Raw genomic sequence first — 20,937 nt, forward strand, 5'->3', positions numbered from 1 at the left:
CTCAATTTTGCTGAGGCAAAATCTGACATATTATGGACGGAAGTCACTAATTTGGCAAGGTATTTCGGCAATTTTAATCACAACTAAATTGTGCTAGAATTCGCCTAATTTTTATCAGCATCAAGATTTTATGGCTACTGAAAACGACAAAATTATCAATGCGAGTGTCAAATTATTTGAAATATCTGAAGATGAATCAGGTCAACGAATTGACAATTATTTATTAGCAAAATTAAAAGGCGTGCCGAAAAGCTTAATCTATCGCATTGTGCGCAAAGGCGAAGTGCGTGTGAACAAAGGGCGCATTAAGCCGGAATATAAATTACAAACTGGAGATATTGTTCGTGTGCCTCCTGTTCGTGTATCAGAAAAAACGCAAGCACCTGTTTCAAGTAAATTAAATAAGGTTTCTCAACTAGAACAACAAATTATCTTTGAAGATGATTGTTTGTTGGTATTAAACAAACCTTCAGGCATTGCTGTGCATGGTGGCAGTGGATTAAGTTTTGGAGTTATTGAAGGGCTAAGAGCATTGCGCCCAGAAGCTCGCTTTTTAGAACTCGTTCATCGTTTAGATCGTGATACCTCCGGCATTTTACTCGTAGCTAAAAAACGTTCCGCATTACGTCATTTACATGAACAACTTCGCGTTAAAACCGTACAAAAAGATTATTTGGCACTGGTAAGAGGACAATGGCAATCCCATGTAAAATCCGTACAAGCACCATTATTAAAAAATGAATTAGCCAGTGGCGAGCGTATTGTCAAAGTCAGCGATCAAGGAAAACCTTCCGAAACACGTTTCACTGTGGAAGAACGCTATCATAATGCGACCTTAATCAAAGCCTCACCAATTACAGGAAGAACACACCAAATTCGTGTGCATACATTACACGCAGGACATCCAATTGCCTTAGATGATAAATATGGCGATAAAAACTTTGACGCAGAAATGAGTGAAATAGGTTTAGATCGTTTATTTTTACATGCTGCAAGCATTCGATTTGAGCACCCAAAAACTGGGGAAACTTTGCGTTTGAATGCACCATTAGATAATAAAATGAAAAAAATATTAACTATACTCCGAGAACAATCTCGTTAGGATAATATGATGAAAAAATTGCTATTGTTATTACTCACTAGCTTGGCATTGCCTCTAAGTGCGGTGCAAAAAAATGCGATTTTACCGCAAGATATTATAGGCGAATGGACCTGCCGCATTTTATATCGTGATATCAATATTGAAACCATGGACAACCTTGATTTTCAAGAAGATGGTAAAATCGTCGCCATTGGTTACACCTTAATCAAAAAAGATTTTATGTATGAAAACAAACACATAGGTCAATGGTATTTGCAAGATAATATGCTTTCTGAACTCATTGATGAATTTGAGATAACACGACTTCATTCTAAACAAACAGAAAAACGATTAAGAAAAGAACCCCGTTTAGCTCAATGGGAAGATACCTTGTTCTATCATCTAAAAAATGGCATGAATCAAGGCGATATTATTGATTTTTCGGTTACCAAATTTGATAAAGAAAATATGGAAATTCAACATATTTGGGAAAATCAGAAACGTTATCCTGGTATTTGTAAAAAGAAAAATAAATCCTAAAATTCATCAAAAATTGACCGCGCTTTAAAAGAAAAATCCCGCTAATTGCGGGATTTTTTATGTAATTCAAATTAAAGTGCTTGATCTACAAAAGAGGCTAATTGTGTTTTTGGCAACGCACCAACTTGTGTTGCTACCACTTTACCATCTTTGAATAAAAGTAATGTTGGAATACCACGAACACCAAATTGTGCTGGTGTATTTTGGTTTTCATCAATATTCATTTTTACGATTTTCACTTTATCGCCATATTCAGCCGCTAAATCTTCCAAAATTGGCCCAACCATACGGCAAGGTCCGCACCAAGGTGCCCAAAAGTCTAATAATACGGGAACATCTGAATGTAAAACATCGCTTTCAAATGATGAATCTGTTACATGTAAAACATCTGCCATTTTTCTTTCCTTCTTAATGTTGTTTGAACCTTAAGATAAGGCTCAATAGATAAAATTCAAGGGTTGTACTACAAAATTAAACTCAGTGTAGCACAAGCTCGCCCTTATTTGAATTATTAAGCAACTCAATCAACCTTTATTTACATTGAGAAAGCGCTTGTAATAAATCGGCTTTAATATCTTCCGCATCTTCTAACCCCACAGAAAAACGTAATAAACGGTTGCATACGCCACGAGCAATGCGTTCTTGCTCCGGAATATCCATATGCGTTTGCGTTGCAGGATAGGTAATAAAACTTTCCGCACCACCTAAACTCTCAGCAAAAGTAATCAATTTTATTGACTTAAGGAATGGGTTAATCCAATTTTCATTGTGTAAACGGAAAGATAACATTCCCCCTTTATTTGGATATAACACATCTTTCACTTGCGGTTGTTGACGTAAAAACTCAGCAATTTCTTCTGCATTCTTTTGGTGTTGTTTTATGCGTAAAGACAAGGTTTTTAAACCGCGAATAATTAACCAAGAATCAAAAGGTGAAAGTACCGCACCTGCGCCATTTTGAATATAGAATAAACGGTCACAAAGCTCTTGTCCTTTCGCCACTATTAATCCTGCTAATACATCATTATGCCCCGCCATATATTTGGTTGCGCTATATAATACGATGTCAGCACCGGCGTCCATTGGTTTAAATAACACTGGCGTTAAAAACGTATTATCCACAATTAATAATAAATTATGTTTTTTCGCCACTTTAGAAATAGCAACAACATCACATTCTTCCATTAATGGGTTAGAAGGTGTTTCCACAAAAATAGCTTTTGTATTTTCCGTAATTGCTGCTTCAATTTGTTCAACAGAAGCGGTATTCACATAAACAGGTTTCACGCCATGGGTATTTTTATAGCAAAAATCCAACCAACGATAAGTGCCTCCGTAAACATCACTAGAGACAATCCATTCATCAGGTGCTTTAAACAAGGTCATCAAAGCTTGAATTGCTGCCATACCAGAAGCAAATGCTAAAGCTCGATCACCACCATCTAATTTAGCGGCAGTTTCTTCTAATACAGTTCTTGTTGGATTTTTTGTTCTTGTGTAATCAAAACCTGTACTTTCACCAATGCCATGATGGCCATAAGCTGTAGAAAGAATGATTGGTGTTGAAACCGCGCCTGTTCTAGGATCCGTTCGATTTCCTGCTTGTGCTAGAATGGTCTCTAATGCATATTCCTTGGTCATTGTGTTCACCTAATTTTTATATTTAATTATCCGAAAAGAGCTGTCATTCTGACATAAAGCGCGGTGTGATTAAAGCCTAATTTTCAATATAACCTATACTCAATTTGGTTAATCATTCAAATCAAGCAAAGAAATGTATCACAAATCGCCGAACTGCATTTTTTTTCAGCAAACGACATCTATTTTTCTATTTATTTAAAAAATCCTGTTGACACAAAATTAGATTTGCGTAAAATGCACATCCGTTGACAGCAATAAGCTGAAAGCAATGCGGGAATAGCTCAGTTGGTAGAGCACGACCTTGCCAAGGTCGGGGTCGCGAGTTCGAGCCTCGTTTCCCGCTCCATTTTAAATGCGTTGTGCCCGAGTGGCGGAATCGGTAGACGCAAGGGATTTAAAATCCCTCGCCTTTCGAGGCGTGCCAGTTCAAGTCTGGCCTCGGGCACCATTTAATCGAACACCGCAAGGTGTTTTTTTATATCTACACAACTTCCTACGGCGTGTTAGCAAAGCGGTTATGCACTGGATTGCAAATCCATGTAGCTCGGTTCGACTCCGGGACACGCCTCCATTTTATTTCCACTTCATATTCAACATATAATTCAACTATTTGTTAAATTAAATCCATTTATATTTTGATAATAAAAAAGCGACAAATTAACTTCATCGCTTCGGTTTCTAATAAAAGTGCGGTTATAATTTCACGACTTTTGCCTGTTTCACCATATTGTCTGCTACTTCCAAAATAGTGACTTTCAGCCCATTTAGTTCAAATTCTGTTCCTTCTTCAGGGATATCTTCTAAATGTTCTAAAATCAAGCCGTTAAAGGTTCGTGCCTCTTCCGTATCTAAATTCCAATCGAATAATTTATTTAGGTCACGAATATTGGTTGAGCCCTCAATTAAAATGGAGCCATCAGACTGTGGTGTCACCTCTTCTTCAATTGATGGCATGGTGGAAGTAGTGAACTCACCTACGATTTCTTCCAAAATATCCTCTAAGGTAACCAGGCCTTTGATATCGCCATATTCATCCACCACTAGACCAATACGTTCTTTATTGTTGCGGAAATTTAATAACTGCGCTGTCAAAGCTGTTCCTTCTGGAATAAAATAAATTTCATCCGCAGCTCGAATTAAGGTTTCTTTGGTGAATTCATTTTTATCTAACATTAAGCGATATGCTTCACGCACGCGTAAAAATCCCAGGACATTTTCATCCATATTATTTTTATACAACAACACTCGTCCATGAGCTGCATGGTTAAGTTGTCGCATAATAGATTTCCAATCGTCTTCAATATCAATACCGGCAATATCAGGGCGCGGCACCATAATATCGTCAACAGTAACCTCTTCTAAATCCAAAATGGATAACAACATTTCTTGGTGCGCTGAAGGAATGAATTTACCACTTTCATGTACAATTGAACGCAATTCTTCAGGACTAATATGATTGCCCTTCGCTTCTGTTTTCAAGCCTGTTATTTTAATTAAGGCTTTAATGATTAAATTCATCAAGAAAACTAATGGCGTAAAAATTTTCATTAGCAGTGAAAGCAGATGGCTAGAAATAAATGCCACTTTTTCAGGGTATAAAGCAGCCACTGTTTTCGGATAAATTTCCGCAAAAACGAGCATAAAGAAAGTCAACACCCCTGTTGCAATCGCAACCCCTGCATCACCATATAAACGCATACCGATAATGGTTGCTATCGCTGAAGCAGAAATATTGACAAGGTTATTACAAATAAGAATTAGGCTGAGTAATTTATCTGTTTTTTTCAATAATTTGTCCGCTTTTTTAGCGCCTTTATGACCTTTTTCAGCCAAATAACGCATACGATAGCGGTTAGCCGATAATAATCCAGTTTCAGAACCAGAAAAATACGCCGATGTGACTAATAGAATGGCAAGAATAATGAATAGCGTACTAAGGGGAATACTGTCCAAAGATTGTTCCTTTTGTTAATTGAATATTAAGCAAAACTGCCTCAATTTAGACCGCACTTTTAAGCGTTTAAAATGAAACTGGTAAAATTTTGCTGCCAAAATAAGCAATAGTAAGCAGGATCATACCTGAAATTGTCAAAATAATCATTCTTTTTCCGCGCCAATACCATTTCCAATGCCCTAAAATCGCCAAAGCGAAAACGATCCAAGCAAGAGCAGAAAATACGGCTTTGTGAATATTACTGTCTGCCATGGCATGCGATAAATGATAAGTCCCTGTTATAAGAATAATGCTAAGCAATGCTTCCCCTGTACACATCACTCGGAAAAAATGGCGTTCAACTAGCATTAATGGGGGTAAATCTGGAGAAGGCACTGCTTTTTTCCGTTTCAGATGACGATCTAACCACACAATTTGAATGCTATATAACATGGCAACAAAGCATACGGAATATGCCAACATGGATAAGGTGATATGAATAAATAATTCTGGCGATAAATGCACCAATTGGCTTGGAATAAATTCCGTCATTAAAAGATTAATTAATGCTAAAGCATAAACACTTGGCAATACAAAAGACAGGGTTTTCACATTCCATAACATCAATAATGTTGTGAATAACGCCATGACCCAACTAATAAGCGAGCTGATTTCAAGTAAGCTGAGATTTGTACCAGTATTCAAATAAGCGAGTAGATTAGGGAAACTGAGGTAATGACAAACAACCGCTACCAAAACTGTTGTTAAAAAGAGATGACGTTTGGGTTTGGTATGCCCATCAATTTTCAACAACATTGGCATAATCAATAGAATATTGAAGCTATAAAATAGCATTGCGAAAATGGCATAAGGAGGTGTTGTCAATTTCTTTTACCTTTTATTTGAAATAATTCGCATTTATTTTAACTGGGCTAATCTGAAATTTCAAATAGTGAAACAAGGTGATTTCAGGTATAATCAAGCAAAATCATTGAGTAATATGAGAAAGTAAAATGTTTGAAAATTTATCCGATCGTCTATCGAAAACCTTACGAAATATTACAGGTAAAGGACGCTTAACTGAAGATAATATAAAAGATACGCTGAGAGAAGTACGCATGGCGTTACTTGAAGCGGATGTTGCTTTACCTGTGGTGCGTGAATTTATCAATAAAGTGAAAGAACGCGCTATTGGTGAGGAAGTCAACAAAAGTTTAACACCAGGGCAAGAATTTCTCAAAATTGTACAAGCAGAACTTGAATCTGCAATGGGAGAAAGCAACGAAAGTTTAAACCTTGCCACACAGCCGCCAGCTGTTATTTTAATGGCGGGTTTACAGGGCGCGGGTAAAACAACTTCCGTTGGAAAATTAGCGAAATTCTTAAAAGAACGCCACAAAAAGAAAGTGCTTGTGGTGTCTGCTGACGTTTATCGCCCTGCCGCGATTAAACAACTTGAAACCTTGGCACAAGCTGTTGGCGTGGATTTTTTCCCTTCCGAAGTCAAACAAAATCCTGTTGATATCGCCAAAGCAGCTTTAGCTGATGCAAAATTAAAATTCTATGATGTTTTAATTGTGGATACTGCGGGTCGTCTACATGTTGATACCGAAATGATGGCGGAAATTCAACAAATTCACACCGCACTTAATCCAGTTGAAACTTTGTTTACTGTGGATGCGATGACCGGTCAGGATGCAGCAAATACAGCAAAAGCCTTTAATGAAGCTTTGCCACTCACTGGGGTAATTTTAACCAAAGTGGATGGTGATGCGCGTGGCGGTGCAGCACTTTCGATTCGTCAAATCACAGGTAAGCCGATTAAATTCTTGGGTGTAGGCGAAAAAACAGAAGCTCTTGAACCCTTCCATCCAGATCGTGTTGCTTCACGTATTCTTGGCATGGGCGATGTACTGTCGTTAATTGAAGATTTGCAACGTTCAGTAGATCAAGAAAAAGCGGAAAAAATCGCACAGAAATTTAAAAAAGGCGATCAATTTACTTTAGAAGATTTTCGTGAACAGTTAATTGAAATGAAAAAAATGGGCGGTATGATGTCCATGTTAGACAAACTGCCGGGTGCGAAGAACTTACCGGATCATGTTAAAAATCAAGTAGATGACAAAATGTTTATAAAAATGGAAGCCATCATCAATTCCATGACATTAAAAGAACGCGCCAATCCGGATATTATCAAAGGCTCACGTCGCCGTCGTATTGCAATGGGATCAGGCACACAAGTACAAGATGTCAATAAACTATTGAAACAATTCGATGAAATGCAACGTATGATGAAAAAAATGCGTAGCGGTGGCATGGCGAAAATGATGAGAGGCATGAAAGGCTTAATGGGCGGAGGCATGGGTGGCCTCGGCGGATTAGGAAACATGTTCCGTCGTTAAGCCAAAACTTCAGAAATTTACACCGCGCTTTACATAGCAATCACATTAATTGAGGGAGGTTAATATGAAAAAAGTACTATGGCTAACCAGTTTGATGCTACTTTCCGCATGTAGTTCTAACCAACCAACAACGCCTGTAAAAAATGAGCAGCAGTTAAATCCGCCTGAAAAAATTGAAACAGGCTTTTTCCGTCTTGCACCAAATTCTGAATACTACATTGATAGTGCATCGATTTGGGTGGATAACGATAAATCACATCTGATTAACTTTGATATTGTGATTAATCTAAAAATTGGACACGCAGTATTTGAAGACAAAAATCTGTTTAGTCATTCATTACGACAGCATAAAGTAGTCAACTGTAAGACACAGAATTTAATGCATACCGATTCTTATTTTTATTCTGAATTTTGGGGACAAGGTTTAGCAACGCCACCTAAACGCCAATCTGAACATACCGTTAAATTGCGTGAAGGTTCAAGCTTAGGTACTGCGGCACAAATTATGTGTACTAACTTCTATCGCCCTTAAAAGTGCGGTCAAAAAAGAAAACGTTCTGATAGAAAAATCCCTGAGTCGTTATCTGCTCAGGGATTTTTAATTTAACTAATTTTTTAATTTATCTAATATTTTCTGATGAATACCACCAAAACTACCATTAGACATCACTAAAATATGATCACCAGGTTTGGCTTCTTCAGCAATAAATTCTACTAATTTATCCAATTCTGCCGCCCATTTAACAGGCTGAATACAAGCGCTAGCAATCTCGGCAACTTCCCAGGGAATATTTTCAGGTTGTAATAAAAACACATTATCCGCGCGAACTAATGCTGGGGCGATTTCATCTTTATGGTGCCCCATTTTCATGGTATTTGAACGAGGTTCTAACACCGCCAAAATTCTCGCTCCACCACCGACTTTATCTCTAAGTGCGGTTAAAGTTGCTTGAATTTCTGCGGGATGGTGGGCAAAATCATCATAAACGGTAATCTGATTAACTTCGCCTTTCACTTCTAAACGACGTTTTGCATTAATAAAAGTCGATAAGGCTTTCGCGGAATTTTCAATGGAAACGCCTGCATGATAAGCTGCTGCAATTGCCATTAATGCATTGTGCATATTGTGCTGACCAACAATGTTCCAATGCACCTCCGCCGCTTTCTGCCCTTTATGATAAACCGCAAAACGCGTGCTATCTTGCGTTAAACGTTCTGCATACCATTCTTGATCCTTCCCTAAATATTGTTTTTCAGACCAACATCCCATATCCAAGGTTTCTTTTGCACTTTGTTCATTCGCAACAGACAAGACCAAACCTGATTGAGGCATAGTACGAATCATATGGTGGAACTGGCGTTGAATCGCTTTTAAATCATCAAAAATATCTGCATGATCAAAGCCAATATTGTTGATAATTAAGGTCTTAGGATTGTAATGCACAAATTTTGAACGCTTATCAAAAAATGCCGTATCATATTCATCTGCTTCAATCACAAAATATTGGCTATCGCCTAAGCGAGAAGATACGCCAAAATTGCCCGCAATACCGCCAATTAAGAATCCTGGATTTAAACCATTTTGATCTAAAATCCAGCTTAACATACCCGTTGTAGTGGTTTTTCCATGGGTGCCTGATACGGCAAATACCCAACGATTACGCAATAAATTATCATGTAACCATTGTGGGCCAGAGGTAAATGGCAACTGATTTTCTAAAATATATTCGACGCAAGGATTTCCGCGTTTGATTGCATTACCAATCAAAATCATATCAGGTGTAGGTTGCAACTGTTCAACCTCAAAATGGGGGATGATATCAATGCCACTTTCTGTTAAAAAAGTGGACATTGGCGGATAAACATTAGTATCAGAACCAGTAACATGGTAGCCCAATTGTTTAGCGATAAGAGCAACACCGCCCATAAAGGTGCCACATATACCTAAAATATGTATATGTTTTTTCTGTGAAATTTCGTTCATTTATTTAGACCAAGTAAAAAAGCGTGAGCTGGATCACATTCTTCAATATATAAAGTTGGTATCATAATCTAACTTATTCTACTCGTCTAGCAAGAAAATATAATCAAGGAATTAAGATTGTTATGAAAACATTAGATGAATTTGTCATTGAAAAACAAGCAGAATACCCGAACGCCAAAGGCGCATTAACCGGTATTTTATCGTCCATTCGTCTTGTTGCGAAAGTCATTCATAGAGATATTAATCGTGCAGGACTCAGTCATGATATTTTAGGTGCAGTTGGTAATCAGAATATCCAAGGTGAAAACCAAATGAAATTGGATGTGTTTGCCAATGATACCTTTAAACGAGCCTTAATGGCACGTGAAGAAGTGGCTGGCTTTGCGTCAGAAGAGGAAGATAGCTTTATCGCATTTGATACAGAACGTGGCCGTAATGCAAGATATGTTATTTTGACCGATCCATTAGATGGTTCTTCTAATATTGATGTCAATGTGGCAGTGGGAACAATCTTCTCCATTTATCGTCGCGTATCCCCTATTGGGACTCCTGTCACCTTAGAAGATTTTATGCAAGAGGGGAATAAACAGGTTGCTGCTGGCTATATTGTATATGGTTCCTCAACAATGCTGGTTTACACAACAGGCAATGGTGTTAACGGTTTTACCTATGATCCGACCTTAGGTACATTCTGTTTATCTCATGAGAATATTCAAATACCAACTGACGGACGCATTTATTCTATTAACGAAGGGCAATATTTGAAATTCCCAATGGGTGTTAAAAAATATATAAAATTCTGCCAAGAGGAAGATAAATCTACTGGTCGTCCTTATACATCCCGTTATATTGGTTCATTAGTATCAGATTTCCACCGCAATCTGCTTAAAGGTGGGATCTATATTTACCCAAGTGCAACAACCTATCCCAAAGGTAAACTACGTCTATTGTATGAAGGAAACCCAATGGCATTCTTAGCAGAGCAAGCAGGCGGATTAGCAAGCGATGGTTACCATCGTATTTTAGATATTAAACCAACAGAACTCCACCAGCGAGTGCCATTATTCCTTGGCTCCAAAGAAATGGTAGAAAAAGCTCAGCACTTTATGAACGAATTTAAAGATTAATAGTCTAAATAACCGCTTCTGAAAAAGCGGTTATTTATTTTTACAGTTTAGAAAATGTAAATTTATGTAAAATATGAATCCCTTTTTTGATCTTTTATACAAGATTATTTATATTTAGAAAACATTAATAATTTATTTTAAGGAAATATCTATGAAATTATCTAAAAAAGCACTATTAGCAACTGTAATGGCTGCAACAGTGACATTAACTGCTTGTGATAAATTAAATTATCAAGCACAAGCTGCAACACAAAAAACTCAAGTTCAAGAACAAAAAACTACCAATGATGCGATGATTGCCGAATTTGGTAAAAATATTCAAATAAAAACGATTGCCCGTAATTTCGTTAAAAATGACAAAAATGAACCGGGTCTTGCATATAGCTACAATATTACCAATACCGGTAACAAAGCGATTAAAACAGCTTCTTGGGTATATGCATATCAATTTGAGAATAATGTTATCCATACACATCCAATAAGCCTTAATTTTGAACAAGACTTCAATCCAAATGCGAATTTTAACTTAAATGTGATTATTCCTTTTTCAACTGTATCACCAGAAGTGAAAGCTATTTTTGAAAATCCTAAAAATGAAATTTCAAGCGTTGCCATTGCACGTGAAATTCAATTTGTTGACGGTTCAAAAATCACTGTTGAATAATAAAGACTTACCAAAGGCATCGTTCTGATGCCTTTTTTATTTTTTCATTTCTCTTAATTTACAAAATTATGGCATAATCTAACCTGTTTATTAGATAAATGGAGGAAATCATGCGTATTTTGCATACCATGTTACGAGTGGGAAACTTAGAACGCTCTATCAAATTCTATCAAGATGTATTAGGCATGCGTTTATTACGTACTAGCGAAAACCCAGAATATAAATATACGCTCGCTTTTCTTGGTTATGATGATGAAGACAAAGCAGCAGTGCTTGAATTAACCTATAATTGGGGCGTTGAAGAATACGAATTAGGCACTGCCTATGGTCATATCGCGATTGGTGTCGACGATATTTATGCGACCTGTGATGCAGTAAAAGCTGCTGGTGGAAAAGTAACGCGTGAAGCAGGTCCTGTAAAAGGTGGCACAACGGTAATCGCTTTTGTTGAAGATCCTGATGGCTATAAAATTGAATTTATTGAAAACAAAAGTGCAAAATCCGCATTAGGTAACTAAAGCGCGGTCAATTTTTACTTAATTTTATCGGTGCGTTTCGGCGTACCCTTTTTATTTTTATGACAAACGAAATTGTAGATTTTAATTTATTAAAGCACCGTTTTCGCGGTTACTACCCTGTCATCATTGATGTAGAAACAGCGGGATTAAATTGCCAAACGAATGCATTATTAGAGTTAGCTGCCATCACTGTCAAAATGGATGACAAGGGTTTGTTGCAAAAAGATCAAACCTATCATTGCCACATAAATCCCTTTGAAGGCGCAGAAATTAACCCTGATTCAATGAAGATCAATGGCATTGATTTAAATAATCCTATGCGACAATCAATGGCCATTTCTGAATTAGATGCGATAACAGGGTTATTCCAAATGGTTCGTCGCGGACAGAAAGAAGCTGGCTGCCAACGTTCCATTATCGTGGCACATAATGCGACCTTTGATCAAAGCTTTATTATGGCTGCCGCTGAACGTACTGGCATCAAACGAAATCCATTCCACCCCTTTGCCTCTTTCGATACGGCGACCTTAGGTGGATTTATGTTTGGACAAACTGTTTTAGTGAAAGCATGTCAAGCAGCTAATATCAGCTTTGATGGAAAACAAGCACATTCGGCTTTATATGATACAGAAAAAACCGCTGATTTATTTTGCTACATGGTTAATCACTTAAAACAGCTAGGTGGATTCCCTCATGTTATAAATTCATTAGATAATTCATAAAAGCGCGGTGTTTTTTTGATAAATTTTTGTAAAGCGCTAGACAAATCTTTTTTTTCCAGTAAATTTAAAAAAGACATTACAAAAACTAAGGAAACAATATGCTGACCAATCCCGTTATTATATCAATTCTCGTTTTGCTCGCCTTGAGCTTGCTACGAATTAATGTGGTGATCGCATTAGTGATCTCCGCACTTACTGCTGGTTTAACTGGCGGATTAGGCATGTCAAAAACAATTGAAGTCTTCACCGGCGGACTCGGTGGTGGTGCAGAAGTTGCAATGAACTATGCTATTTTAGGCGCATTCGCTGTCGCTATTTCAAAATCAGGCATCACTGATTTATTAGCCTATAAAGTCATTCAACGTTTAGGGCAAACGCCAACTGGTAATTCTGTTGCTGGTTTTAAATACTTCATTTTGATTGTATTGGTCCTCTTCGCTATGTCCTCACAAAACGTTTTACCAGTGCATATCGCCTTCATTCCGATTGTGGTTCCACCATTATTAAGTATCTTTAATCGCTTAAAATTAGATCGTCGAGCTGTCGCTTGCGTGCTCACTTTCGGTTTGACCGCAACCTATATGCTCTTGCCAATCGGTTTCGGTAAAATCTTTATTGAAAGTATCTTAGTCAAAAATATCAATGAAGCGGGAGCAAGTCTTGGCATTCATACTAGCGTTGCTGAAGTGTCAATGGCAATGCTCATTCCTGTAACAGGTATGGTACTGGGTTTATTATTCGCTATTTTTGTTAGCTACCGTAAACCGCGTGAATACATTGTAGATGTCGCAGAACCAACAACAGCAGAAATTGAACAGCATATTGCCAATATTAAACCATTTCATGTGTGGGTAAGCATTATTGCTATCCTTGTGACCTTTGGCTTGCAACTCTTTACAAGTTCAACCATTATTGGTGGTCTTGCTGGTTTAATTATCTTCGGTGTCTGTGGCATCTTCCGCTTAAAAGAAAGCAATGATATTTTCCAACAAGGTTTACGCCTAATGGCAATGATTGGCTTTGTGATGATTGCAGCTTCTGGTTTCGCTAGCGTCATTAAAGCAACAGGTGGCGTCACATTACTGGTTGAAAATTTCAGCCAAGGCTTAGGAGCAGATAACAAAGGCTTAGCTGTTTTCTTAATGCTAGTAGTTGGTTTATTTATCACAATGGGAATTGGATCATCTTTCTCTACTGTGCCGATCATTACCTCAATTTACGTGCCACTTTGTGTTGCATTAGGACTTTCGCCATTAGCGACCGTCGCGATTGTAGGCGTAGCTGCAGCATTAGGCGATGCAGGTTCCCCAGCCTCAGATTCAACATTAGGTCCAACGTCAGGCTTAAATATTGATGGTAAACATGATCATATTTGGGATAGCGTTGTACCAACATTCTTACATTACAATATACCATTGCTCGCATTCGGTTGGATTGCCGCAATGATTTTATAATCCCATCCCCCTATCATTAGGGGGATTTCTTTATTTAAAACAATGAAAAATTACACCGCACTTTTTGATGAGTTAGAGCGACATATTGCTGCACTTCAACAGCAATATAGCGCTTATCAAGATAAATCCTTGACAACAACATTTGCTGAACATGTATTTAGTGAAAACGGATTATCATTAAATGACTATATTGCTGAAATGCGACAAGGTGTACAACAATTACGTCAATTGTCCGCACCGACAAGCGAAGAGATAACGTTTTATTGCGACAGATTAATCGCACAATTTAGGTCATTACAAGACGCGATGATTGAAATATCCCAATCTAAGTCCAAGAAGGCCATAAATTTCAAATCAACGATGAATAACAGGGAAAAACTTCGTCAATCAATCGATCAACTCCCCCCTCGTGAGCGTTTAGATAAATACTATGAAGCCTTGCATGCATTAAATGAGAAATTAAACCAACAGAAAAGCATGTTAACTCTGGCTACTAATGACTGGGATAAACAAGCAATTAGCGCTCAAATTGAGCATACAAAACAACGACAAATACGTTGTTTAAATGCAATTGAAACCCTAGAGGAATATTTGGCATTCAAAGATGAGCAGATATAAAAACAAAACCGCAGCCCTAAGAGCTGCGGTTAAAAATTTGATGGCGGAGGAAGTGAGATTCGAACTCACGGAGGGCGTAAACCCTCGCCGGTTTTCAAGACCTACATAATATAACTATTTGTAAGCAAAAATATATTTATAAATCAAAGATCTAAACTCCTAATATTATACCATTGTTCATAATAAAGTATCATTGATTTAGTGATTTTTGTATTTATTATGTCAAATATATGTCAAACACAAAAACAAATCACAATGCAACATTGCCTTAAACCTTGCACGCAATAACATCTATATACACCACACCTATAACATCACATTAAAAATGTGATCCACATTACAAAATAAAAATAATAACTCCAAAACAATCTGGCACATAGCTAGTCATTTATAGTCCGCCGCACCATACAAAGTGCGGTGGATTTTTTAGGATTTTTTGAAACTATCGGGATATTGCTTGCGGTTTAATTCGCTTTTATAGGCGGTTTCGCAGTGATTTTTGTCAAAAAATAAGCCATTGATAACCTTAAATAACAATCGCCAACGTTTTTTCGGCTTGTCGGCTAACACCGCACCGCGATAGGCTCGGCTTGATAGCGTTTCATCCGCCGCACCACCCAGAAAAGCATTGAATAGTTGGTCAATACCAATAACGACATGATAAAAATAGTTTTTTAGCCTAAATTTAATTGCCATTGTTCAATCTCCTGTTCAAGTACGGTTAAATCTGCCTCAGTTTTAGCGGCTAAAATACGGTCCTCAAAGGCTTGACGCGTGCCGATAATATACCCCATCACTACCGCGAATTGGTCCGCTTTTTCAATCACTTTTTGACACAATAACGCCAACGGTACACCGCGATTTTCTGCCAGACTGGTAAGCATTGGTGTTGGGTAGCTATTATCCTCAACCCATCCGCGCGCCTCACGTTCTTGACGGTAAAAACTATCAATCTCTGCTTGTGGGTAGCCGATAAGGATTTTTGCTTTTAATGCGTCCGTTTTATCGGCGGTCTGTTGGATAAGAACTGTTTTTTCAATTTCAAGTTGTTCATTTTGTAATGCTTTTTGCTGGCTTGCAGTTAAAAGTTTCCACGATTTACTGCTTTTATCCCAATAGTGATTTTTTGATGGTTTATCGCCTGAATAGTGAATTACCCCATTTTCTACCCATACATCACCATCATTTGTAACACTAGCTGAAATACCATTTATATCCTCTTGTGTATACACTGGATACCAATTACTACCAGATGTTATTAACGAACCATCAGCAGCAGTTATCGGCTCATCAAAAATCAAATCATCAATATTGAATTGTTTAATCATAACAACACCCCTCCGTCTATCACATGTATTTGAAATCCACATCTTTTGCTTGCTGGTGCAAATATTTTTATTTTGTTTACGCCATGCATTACTACGCTATAACTAAATCTAGCACTGCCATTATCTGTTACATTTACCACTGCATTAGATGTTACAGCTTCTGGTAAATTAATAATTACCTCTCCATTTGTTGGCGTTTGTATATCTGGAGCATAGATTGACATGATTTTCCACCCTTTCCATCCATTACTATAGTTCATCCTTAGTTTTAAAACTTTCGCTCCTGAGTAATGTCTTGGATATAATGATTCAGTGATTAAGTTGTTTAAACTCAACCCACCGTGAGCAAAAACATCACCTGCTGATACAAAATCCCCATTTTTATGGAAATACCAATTTGACAAAGTGTTATCATCAGCACAATATGTAATTACGCCTGCACCGTAATTTTGCTGACTATATGTTCTAACCCCTAAACCAAACGTGGCTCTTTTACCATTACCGGTTGCTCCAGTAAATAACGCTTTAATGAATGGATAATAAGCATCTCCGTTCCAATTTATTTGAGGTATATATAGAGGTGACTCTTCTCTGAGTTGTTCGTTATAAGCCTGTTGGCTCGCTTTTAGTTTTAAATTACCATTTAACGCATCCCCATTTTTGTTTACTCCATCAACAATCCCGTAACCAGAAAGAGTTGTAGGCTTGCCCCTAACTCCATCCCAATCTGATCCGTCTATACGCGTCCAATCTAGCCAGTTGTTATCTTTTCTGCCTCTAACATATTTACTATTGTCAGCATAAGTTGTGTACTCTTGCTGCACGCCATACGCCGATAAACTCACCATTAATGTGCCCGCTTGATTAGTTGGATAATTCCTAGCAGTAGTTGCCTCATCAGTAAGTGGTTGTCCGTAAATACCTGGAGTGGATACATCATTAAGATTTTCTGTGTTAAGGCGACGAACAATAAAATCTGATATACCATAACCTGCTAGCGTTGTAGATGGAGATTGTTTACTTCTAACCACACTTAGCGCCTCCACACCTTTATCATAAGCAGTCTTTACCGCATTACTTGTCGCTACTGTGTCGCTTGATGCGCTATCTACCGCGTCAGATTTTTTACTATTAGGTATATAGTTAGCCAAATTCCGCGTTAAAGCATTGATTAAATCTTTAACAACTTTCACCGCTTTTGGTGTTGCAGCTTTATCTTCCGCGTTTGAATCTGTGGAGCTATCTAATTGAGTAACCCCCACCTGTTCCGTTGTTGCATTAGGTTGAGCAGCAAGTTTTTTAATGGCTTTTAGTAGTGTGTTAAGATCGTTTTCTGTTACTGCAATTTTTTGGTCTTGACACACTTTTGCAATCTGACTGTATAGCCATTGGTCTTTTTTATCGTTCCATTGCTGTAAAGCATTGAAATCCTCAACTGTAGGCGTGTCATCACCTAAAAAAGACCACCCTGTACTGTAGTTTGTTTCGGAAAAATCCACAGTATCGCCACTTTCAGCCCATTTGATTTGTTGAAACAATTTCATTAAGTCGATTTGATTTGTACTCATCGTTTTACCCATTTCCATTCATAATGTTGACTGAAACAAAAATCCCAGCGGCTGCTGGGATAAGTTTTTCTTTTATGCTTTCAATAGCTTCACTTTCAAATTTAACCGATCTGGTGACATTAACTGTCAGCTTACACTTCTCCTCTATCACTTCAACTCGGTTTGCCACAAATGCAGCTTGGCAGGCTCGAATAACATCTTCAACCGTACCGTGAGAATTGTTTTTAACAATCTTCCAACGCAGCAACCGTTTATAAAGGTTGTCTGAAATAAATCGGTATTGCTTGTTGCTTGTTTCTGAGTTTAGGCTACGAATAACTGCTTGCGAGAAACCTTTTGCTTTGCTCTGCCCTGTAAAACCAAAGTAAAACACACCGTCCACAGTCATATAAGGACGTGATAGACCTAAAATATCCCCAATTCCGTCTAACTGCTTACCAACCGCATTATCTAAATGCCGATTTAGCAATAATTCCCGAAATGCACCTTGCAATGACGCAAAAGGGGTGAAAAGTGCGGTATAAAGTGAGTGGATATTAGGTGAGCATTGAAACTGAATGAGATTGTGTTGTTTCGCTATCTCAAGATAATTTTCATCTAGTCCGTCCATTTGCCTATCCTATGGTAATTATGGTTTTATCAAATACCGCAATTTCATCAGGTGCGATCTGAATATCCTGTGCCTGATAATGCGGCTCAGAATCTGTGATTTGATTAGTTGAACCAATGGTAATAGATACGCTGTTGACACCATTAACAGATACACATTGAGCCATCAGTCGTTGCAGTACAACATCTGATCCGATTTGCAGCTTGTCGCCATATTTCATTAAATTATTTAAGATACTTACAAAATGACCTGATGCAGTCGGCTCACCTTGATCGACAAAAGTATTCACAGAAACTTTAATCCAAATATAGCGTCTGCGTGGGCGTGAGAACTTAATTGCTCGGCTTATATTCTGACTGTCTGTGACGGAAACAGTTGTATTGCCGTGCGTAGGTATGCCCGCAGGTTTTTTAGTCAAAATCGCTTGTGCTACAGCACTATCCAACCCACCTTGTACAACGCAATGAATAGCATTTGCTGGTGTGCTAAATTGGTCTTGGGTGTTGCTTGTGTTCTCATATACAAAAGCAGATGACACCCCTTTCACTTTGAGCAGATTATCTAACAGGCTTTCAACCGTTCCTGCTCCAGTTTGATACACGCCTAACTGATAACGAGCATACAATTCGGCATCGGTTTCCATTTCTCGCCCTTTTGTGCCTTGTGTAACGTTATTTACGCTTTCTAAGCCATCAATTCGAGTGATGAGTTCACTCACTTGCCCAACTTCTGCCAAATCAGTACTTGCTCCTTCCGTTTGTGCTTCGTTTAAACAGCCTAATGACGTAATCACAAGGTTTTGACTTAAATCAAGAGAAAAGCCAGAAACCGTAGTAGCTCGCAAACGCAAGCTATTACCTTGTGTTACAACGGATAAAAAATGCAGCACTTTTAATCGGTTACCCAACTGTTCGATCGCATATTGGATTGATGAGCGATCGGTTTGATAGCGATACTGCACACCGTTGATTGTGACTTGTAAAACTTCGCCTGTTGAAATTCTGCTGTTTTTAAAAGCAATCTCCACATCATAAGCACGAGAACGGTTAAGTGTTAATTCGCCGACACTGTAATACATCTCTTGGCTTTTAATGTTGCGAACAGCAGTATATTCAGGGATTACCGTATTTTCTTGTCCGTACCACGCCACATCCACAGCGGACGGTTGAGCTGGCAAGCGTTTAACCCCAGTAAACGACACCGCACGATCTAAATTCGCACCCGTTGCACTCATTGGGTACATTGCACTGTAGATACTTTCGGCAAGCTCCCAAATGGTTGCAAACCGCTCCGCTTCATTCGCAGCCAATACGCCAAGCACCGTATCAGGCGAGAGTTCCGTTTCTTCGCCAAATTCAGAGCGTAATGTTGTAAAAATCTCCTGTAACTGTTCAGGCAGTCGTTTACGCTGAAAACCTTGTGATGTTACGCCATACTTCATTGTTTCTCTCCTATTTCAACCGTATCAGCAACTAATCCTGCTGTGGTTTCTGCTTCAAAAGAGACAAAAAGTAACCGTGCTTGACGGTCAATTTTCGTCTCTAATTTTGTCACCCGTTTTACCCCTTTCACTGCGATAATCTTCTGCCGAAAAACATTCTCAACTTTCACTTTATCCGCTGATTTGAGCAGAATTTGCTCAAAGTACGGAACACCAATCGAAGTGTCCAAAAACCACTCGCCTAAAAACGTGAGTAAGGCAATTTTGATTTGTTGAGCTTTTTGGTTTGCTCCATCAACCAAAACCAAGCGATTATTTTTGAATAGCAAATCGTGCTGACTGGATAATTTTAGATCTACACTTACGCTCATTTTTTCGGACTTCCTGATTCTTTATTACCACTTTCTACGCCAGTATGGGTATGAGTTGAAAGACTAATGCCTTTTCCGCCCACTTCGCCCTGTGCAGTAATGCTACCCGTGCTTGTCATACTGCCATTTAGGGTTAAATCGCCATTGATGGTGTTTTGTGGTGCGGTAATTGTTGTGCTAGGGGCGTTAATCAACACATCACCGCTAGGCGTAATCTTTAGCGAGCCAGCACCATACTTGATACAAAGATTTTCCCCATCAGCAGACGGCGATTTGGCGTTAGTGCTAGGCATAGCAAACGCATCGGATAAATCGAACATTCTCGGATCATCTGGCGACTGCTCACTCCCACTTAACCAGTTTTCCAACGAGCGATGAGAGAAAATCAACAACACGCCATCACCTGCTTTCATCGGCAGCGTAATTTGAGCCACCGCACCGCCCACATCCGCCACTGGAAAGCACACAGGCACATTCACAATCTGCGGAGCAGGCAATGTTTCTCCATTGCTTAACCGCTTAGGAATGGTGGGTTTGACAGTGGCACGCACCGCAGACGGATCGTAACTGACAATCTTCGCTGGAATAGCGATATTGATTTCTGCAAGGGCATTAGCGATTTCGGTTTGCATTGTTACCACCAACGGATTGCACTAATAAAAGGAGTTGAGAACAGTAATGTTAATCCGACTGCAATAAAAATAATGGCAATACCTATGGATGTTTTAATAAATGGGGTTGCATAAGTTTCCATTTCTAGTCCCTCTTTTGGATGGATTTTTAATTTAGTTTTGCTATACTTAGCCATATAAATTATTTCCTCTTTGTTACGGAAAGTTGGGAATAAAAAACCCCGAACACTCGCAATGTTCGGGGTTTTGTTTTTACAACGGGTCAAAATTTGCAAATTTTTTGCAAGTAAAAATCCACCTTCA

General features: G+C 38.4%; 23 protein-coding genes and 3 tRNA genes. 13 read left to right on the plus strand and 13 right to left on the minus strand.

Annotated features, from left to right (window positions below):
* Positions 1 to 130: 130 nt before the first annotated feature.
* Together rluC and ACT2CV_RS00460 are read left to right on the plus strand one after the other, a co-directional pair.
* Positions 131 to 1,102, plus strand: coding sequence for a 23S rRNA pseudouridine(955/2504/2580) synthase RluC (rluC, locus tag ACT2CV_RS00455; protein ID WP_464973878.1), 972 nt, complete (start codon positions 131 to 133; stop codon positions 1,100 to 1,102).
* Positions 1,103 to 1,108: 6 nt separating this feature from the next.
* On the plus strand, positions 1,109 to 1,621 hold the full coding sequence (locus tag ACT2CV_RS00460; RefSeq protein WP_464973877.1) for a hypothetical protein: 513 nt from the start codon (positions 1,109 to 1,111) through the stop codon (positions 1,619 to 1,621).
* Positions 1,622 to 1,692: 71 nt separating this feature from the next.
* Here ACT2CV_RS00460 and trxA read toward each other — a convergent pair whose 3' ends face one another.
* Together trxA and ACT2CV_RS00470 are read right to left on the minus strand one after the other, a co-directional pair.
* Positions 1,693 to 2,016, minus strand: a complete 324-nt coding sequence (gene trxA / locus ACT2CV_RS00465; RefSeq protein WP_464973876.1) for a thioredoxin TrxA — start codon at positions 2,014 to 2,016, stop codon at positions 1,693 to 1,695.
* A 136-nt stretch (positions 2,017 to 2,152) separates the two neighbouring features.
* Positions 2,153 to 3,262, minus strand: coding sequence for a methionine biosynthesis PLP-dependent protein (locus ACT2CV_RS00470; RefSeq protein WP_464973875.1), 1,110 nt, complete (start codon positions 3,260 to 3,262; stop codon positions 2,153 to 2,155).
* Between the two features lie 270 nt (positions 3,263 to 3,532).
* Between ACT2CV_RS00470 and ACT2CV_RS00475 the strand changes: the two genes are divergently transcribed.
* From ACT2CV_RS00475 to ACT2CV_RS00485, 3 genes are all read left to right on the plus strand, one after another.
* Positions 3,533 to 3,608 (plus strand) — tRNA-Gly (locus ACT2CV_RS00475).
* Positions 3,609 to 3,623: 15 nt separating this feature from the next.
* Positions 3,624 to 3,710, plus strand: a tRNA-Leu gene (locus ACT2CV_RS00480).
* A gap of 49 nt (positions 3,711 to 3,759) precedes the next feature.
* A tRNA-Cys gene (locus ACT2CV_RS00485) sits at positions 3,760 to 3,833 on the plus strand.
* Positions 3,834 to 3,955: 122 nt separating this feature from the next.
* Here the strand turns inward: ACT2CV_RS00485 and ACT2CV_RS00490 are convergent.
* Both ACT2CV_RS00490 and ACT2CV_RS00495 read right to left on the minus strand, forming a co-directional pair.
* Entirely contained in the window at positions 3,956 to 5,215 is a 1,260-nt protein-coding gene (locus ACT2CV_RS00490; RefSeq protein ID WP_464973874.1) for an HlyC/CorC family transporter, read from the minus strand.
* Positions 5,216 to 5,282: 67 nt separating this feature from the next.
* Positions 5,283 to 6,050: a cytochrome C assembly family protein gene (locus ACT2CV_RS00495; protein WP_464973992.1), complete on the minus strand. Its 768-nt coding sequence runs from the start codon at positions 6,048 to 6,050 to the stop codon at positions 5,283 to 5,285.
* A 158-nt stretch (positions 6,051 to 6,208) separates the two neighbouring features.
* Between ACT2CV_RS00495 and ffh the strand changes: the two genes are divergently transcribed.
* Positions 6,209 to 7,597 carry a signal recognition particle protein gene (ffh, locus tag ACT2CV_RS00500; RefSeq protein WP_464973873.1) on the plus strand — a complete coding sequence of 463 codons (1,389 nt, stop codon included), beginning with the start codon at positions 6,209 to 6,211 and terminating at the stop codon, positions 7,595 to 7,597.
* A gap of 64 nt (positions 7,598 to 7,661) precedes the next feature.
* Entirely contained in the window at positions 7,662 to 8,129 is a 468-nt protein-coding gene (locus ACT2CV_RS00505; protein WP_464973872.1) for a surface-adhesin E family protein, read from the plus strand.
* 75 nt (positions 8,130 to 8,204) lie between these two features.
* Here ACT2CV_RS00505 and mpl read toward each other — a convergent pair whose 3' ends face one another.
* On the minus strand, positions 8,205 to 9,581 hold the full coding sequence (gene mpl, locus ACT2CV_RS00510; RefSeq protein WP_464973871.1) for a UDP-N-acetylmuramate:L-alanyl-gamma-D-glutamyl-meso-diaminopimelate ligase: 1,377 nt from the start codon (positions 9,579 to 9,581) through the stop codon (positions 8,205 to 8,207).
* Between the two features lie 122 nt (positions 9,582 to 9,703).
* Here mpl and fbp point away from each other — a divergent pair, with 122 nt between their 5' ends.
* From fbp to priC, 6 genes are all read left to right on the plus strand, one after another.
* Positions 9,704 to 10,708 (plus strand): class 1 fructose-bisphosphatase, encoded by a 1,005-nt coding sequence (fbp, locus tag ACT2CV_RS00515; RefSeq protein WP_464973870.1) that lies wholly within the window; start codon positions 9,704 to 9,706, stop codon positions 10,706 to 10,708.
* A 151-nt stretch (positions 10,709 to 10,859) separates the two neighbouring features.
* Positions 10,860 to 11,372, plus strand: a complete 513-nt coding sequence (locus ACT2CV_RS00520; RefSeq protein ID WP_464973869.1) for a hypothetical protein — start codon at positions 10,860 to 10,862, stop codon at positions 11,370 to 11,372.
* 110 nt (positions 11,373 to 11,482) lie between these two features.
* Positions 11,483 to 11,890, plus strand: coding sequence for a lactoylglutathione lyase (gloA, locus tag ACT2CV_RS00525; RefSeq protein WP_464973868.1), 408 nt, complete (start codon positions 11,483 to 11,485; stop codon positions 11,888 to 11,890).
* Between the two features lie 59 nt (positions 11,891 to 11,949).
* Complete coding sequence (gene rnt / locus ACT2CV_RS00530; protein WP_464973867.1) at positions 11,950 to 12,612, plus strand: ribonuclease T; 663 nt, start codon at positions 11,950 to 11,952, stop codon at positions 12,610 to 12,612.
* Positions 12,613 to 12,710: 98 nt separating this feature from the next.
* Positions 12,711 to 14,066 (plus strand): Na+/H+ antiporter family protein, encoded by a 1,356-nt coding sequence (locus ACT2CV_RS00535; RefSeq protein WP_464973866.1) that lies wholly within the window; start codon positions 12,711 to 12,713, stop codon positions 14,064 to 14,066.
* Positions 14,067 to 14,108: 42 nt separating this feature from the next.
* Complete coding sequence (priC, locus tag ACT2CV_RS00540; protein ID WP_464973865.1) at positions 14,109 to 14,684, plus strand: primosomal replication protein PriC; 576 nt, start codon at positions 14,109 to 14,111, stop codon at positions 14,682 to 14,684.
* 426 nt (positions 14,685 to 15,110) lie between these two features.
* Here priC and ACT2CV_RS00545 read toward each other — a convergent pair whose 3' ends face one another.
* The 8 genes from ACT2CV_RS00545 to ACT2CV_RS00580 all read right to left on the minus strand — a co-directional run.
* Entirely contained in the window at positions 15,111 to 15,380 is a 270-nt protein-coding gene (locus ACT2CV_RS00545; protein WP_464973864.1) for a DNA helicase UvrD, read from the minus strand.
* Positions 15,359 to 16,012 carry a hypothetical protein gene (locus ACT2CV_RS00550; protein WP_464973863.1) on the minus strand — a complete coding sequence of 218 codons (654 nt, stop codon included), beginning with the start codon at positions 16,010 to 16,012 and terminating at the stop codon, positions 15,359 to 15,361. Before ACT2CV_RS00550 ends, ACT2CV_RS00545 begins: the two co-directional genes overlap by 22 nt.
* Positions 16,009 to 17,592, minus strand: a complete 1,584-nt coding sequence (locus ACT2CV_RS00555; RefSeq protein WP_464973862.1) for a tail fiber protein — start codon at positions 17,590 to 17,592, stop codon at positions 16,009 to 16,011. The genes ACT2CV_RS00550 and ACT2CV_RS00555 overlap by 4 nt, the downstream gene beginning before the upstream one ends.
* Positions 17,585 to 18,190 carry a baseplate wedge 1 family protein gene (locus ACT2CV_RS00560; protein WP_464973861.1) on the minus strand — a complete coding sequence of 202 codons (606 nt, stop codon included), beginning with the start codon at positions 18,188 to 18,190 and terminating at the stop codon, positions 17,585 to 17,587. Before ACT2CV_RS00560 ends, ACT2CV_RS00555 begins: the two co-directional genes overlap by 8 nt.
* Positions 18,191 to 18,194: 4 nt before the next feature.
* Complete coding sequence (locus ACT2CV_RS00565; RefSeq protein WP_464973860.1) at positions 18,195 to 19,631, minus strand: baseplate J/gp47 family protein; 1,437 nt, start codon at positions 19,629 to 19,631, stop codon at positions 18,195 to 18,197.
* On the minus strand, positions 19,628 to 20,002 hold the full coding sequence (locus ACT2CV_RS00570) for a contractile injection system sheath initiator (protein WP_464973859.1): 375 nt from the start codon (positions 20,000 to 20,002) through the stop codon (positions 19,628 to 19,630). Before ACT2CV_RS00570 ends, ACT2CV_RS00565 begins: the two co-directional genes overlap by 4 nt.
* Positions 19,999 to 20,634: a Gp138 family membrane-puncturing spike protein gene (locus ACT2CV_RS00575; protein WP_464973858.1), complete on the minus strand. Its 636-nt coding sequence runs from the start codon at positions 20,632 to 20,634 to the stop codon at positions 19,999 to 20,001. Before ACT2CV_RS00575 ends, ACT2CV_RS00570 begins: the two co-directional genes overlap by 4 nt.
* A 2-nt stretch (positions 20,635 to 20,636) precedes the next feature.
* Positions 20,637 to 20,937: hypothetical protein (locus ACT2CV_RS00580; protein WP_464974038.1), on the minus strand; the 301-nt coding region annotated here is incomplete at its 5' end.

The sequence above is a fragment of the Reella acinonychis genome (assembly GCF_052384575.1).
Taxonomy (GTDB): Bacteria; Pseudomonadota; Gammaproteobacteria; order Enterobacterales; family Pasteurellaceae; genus JBQSUQ01.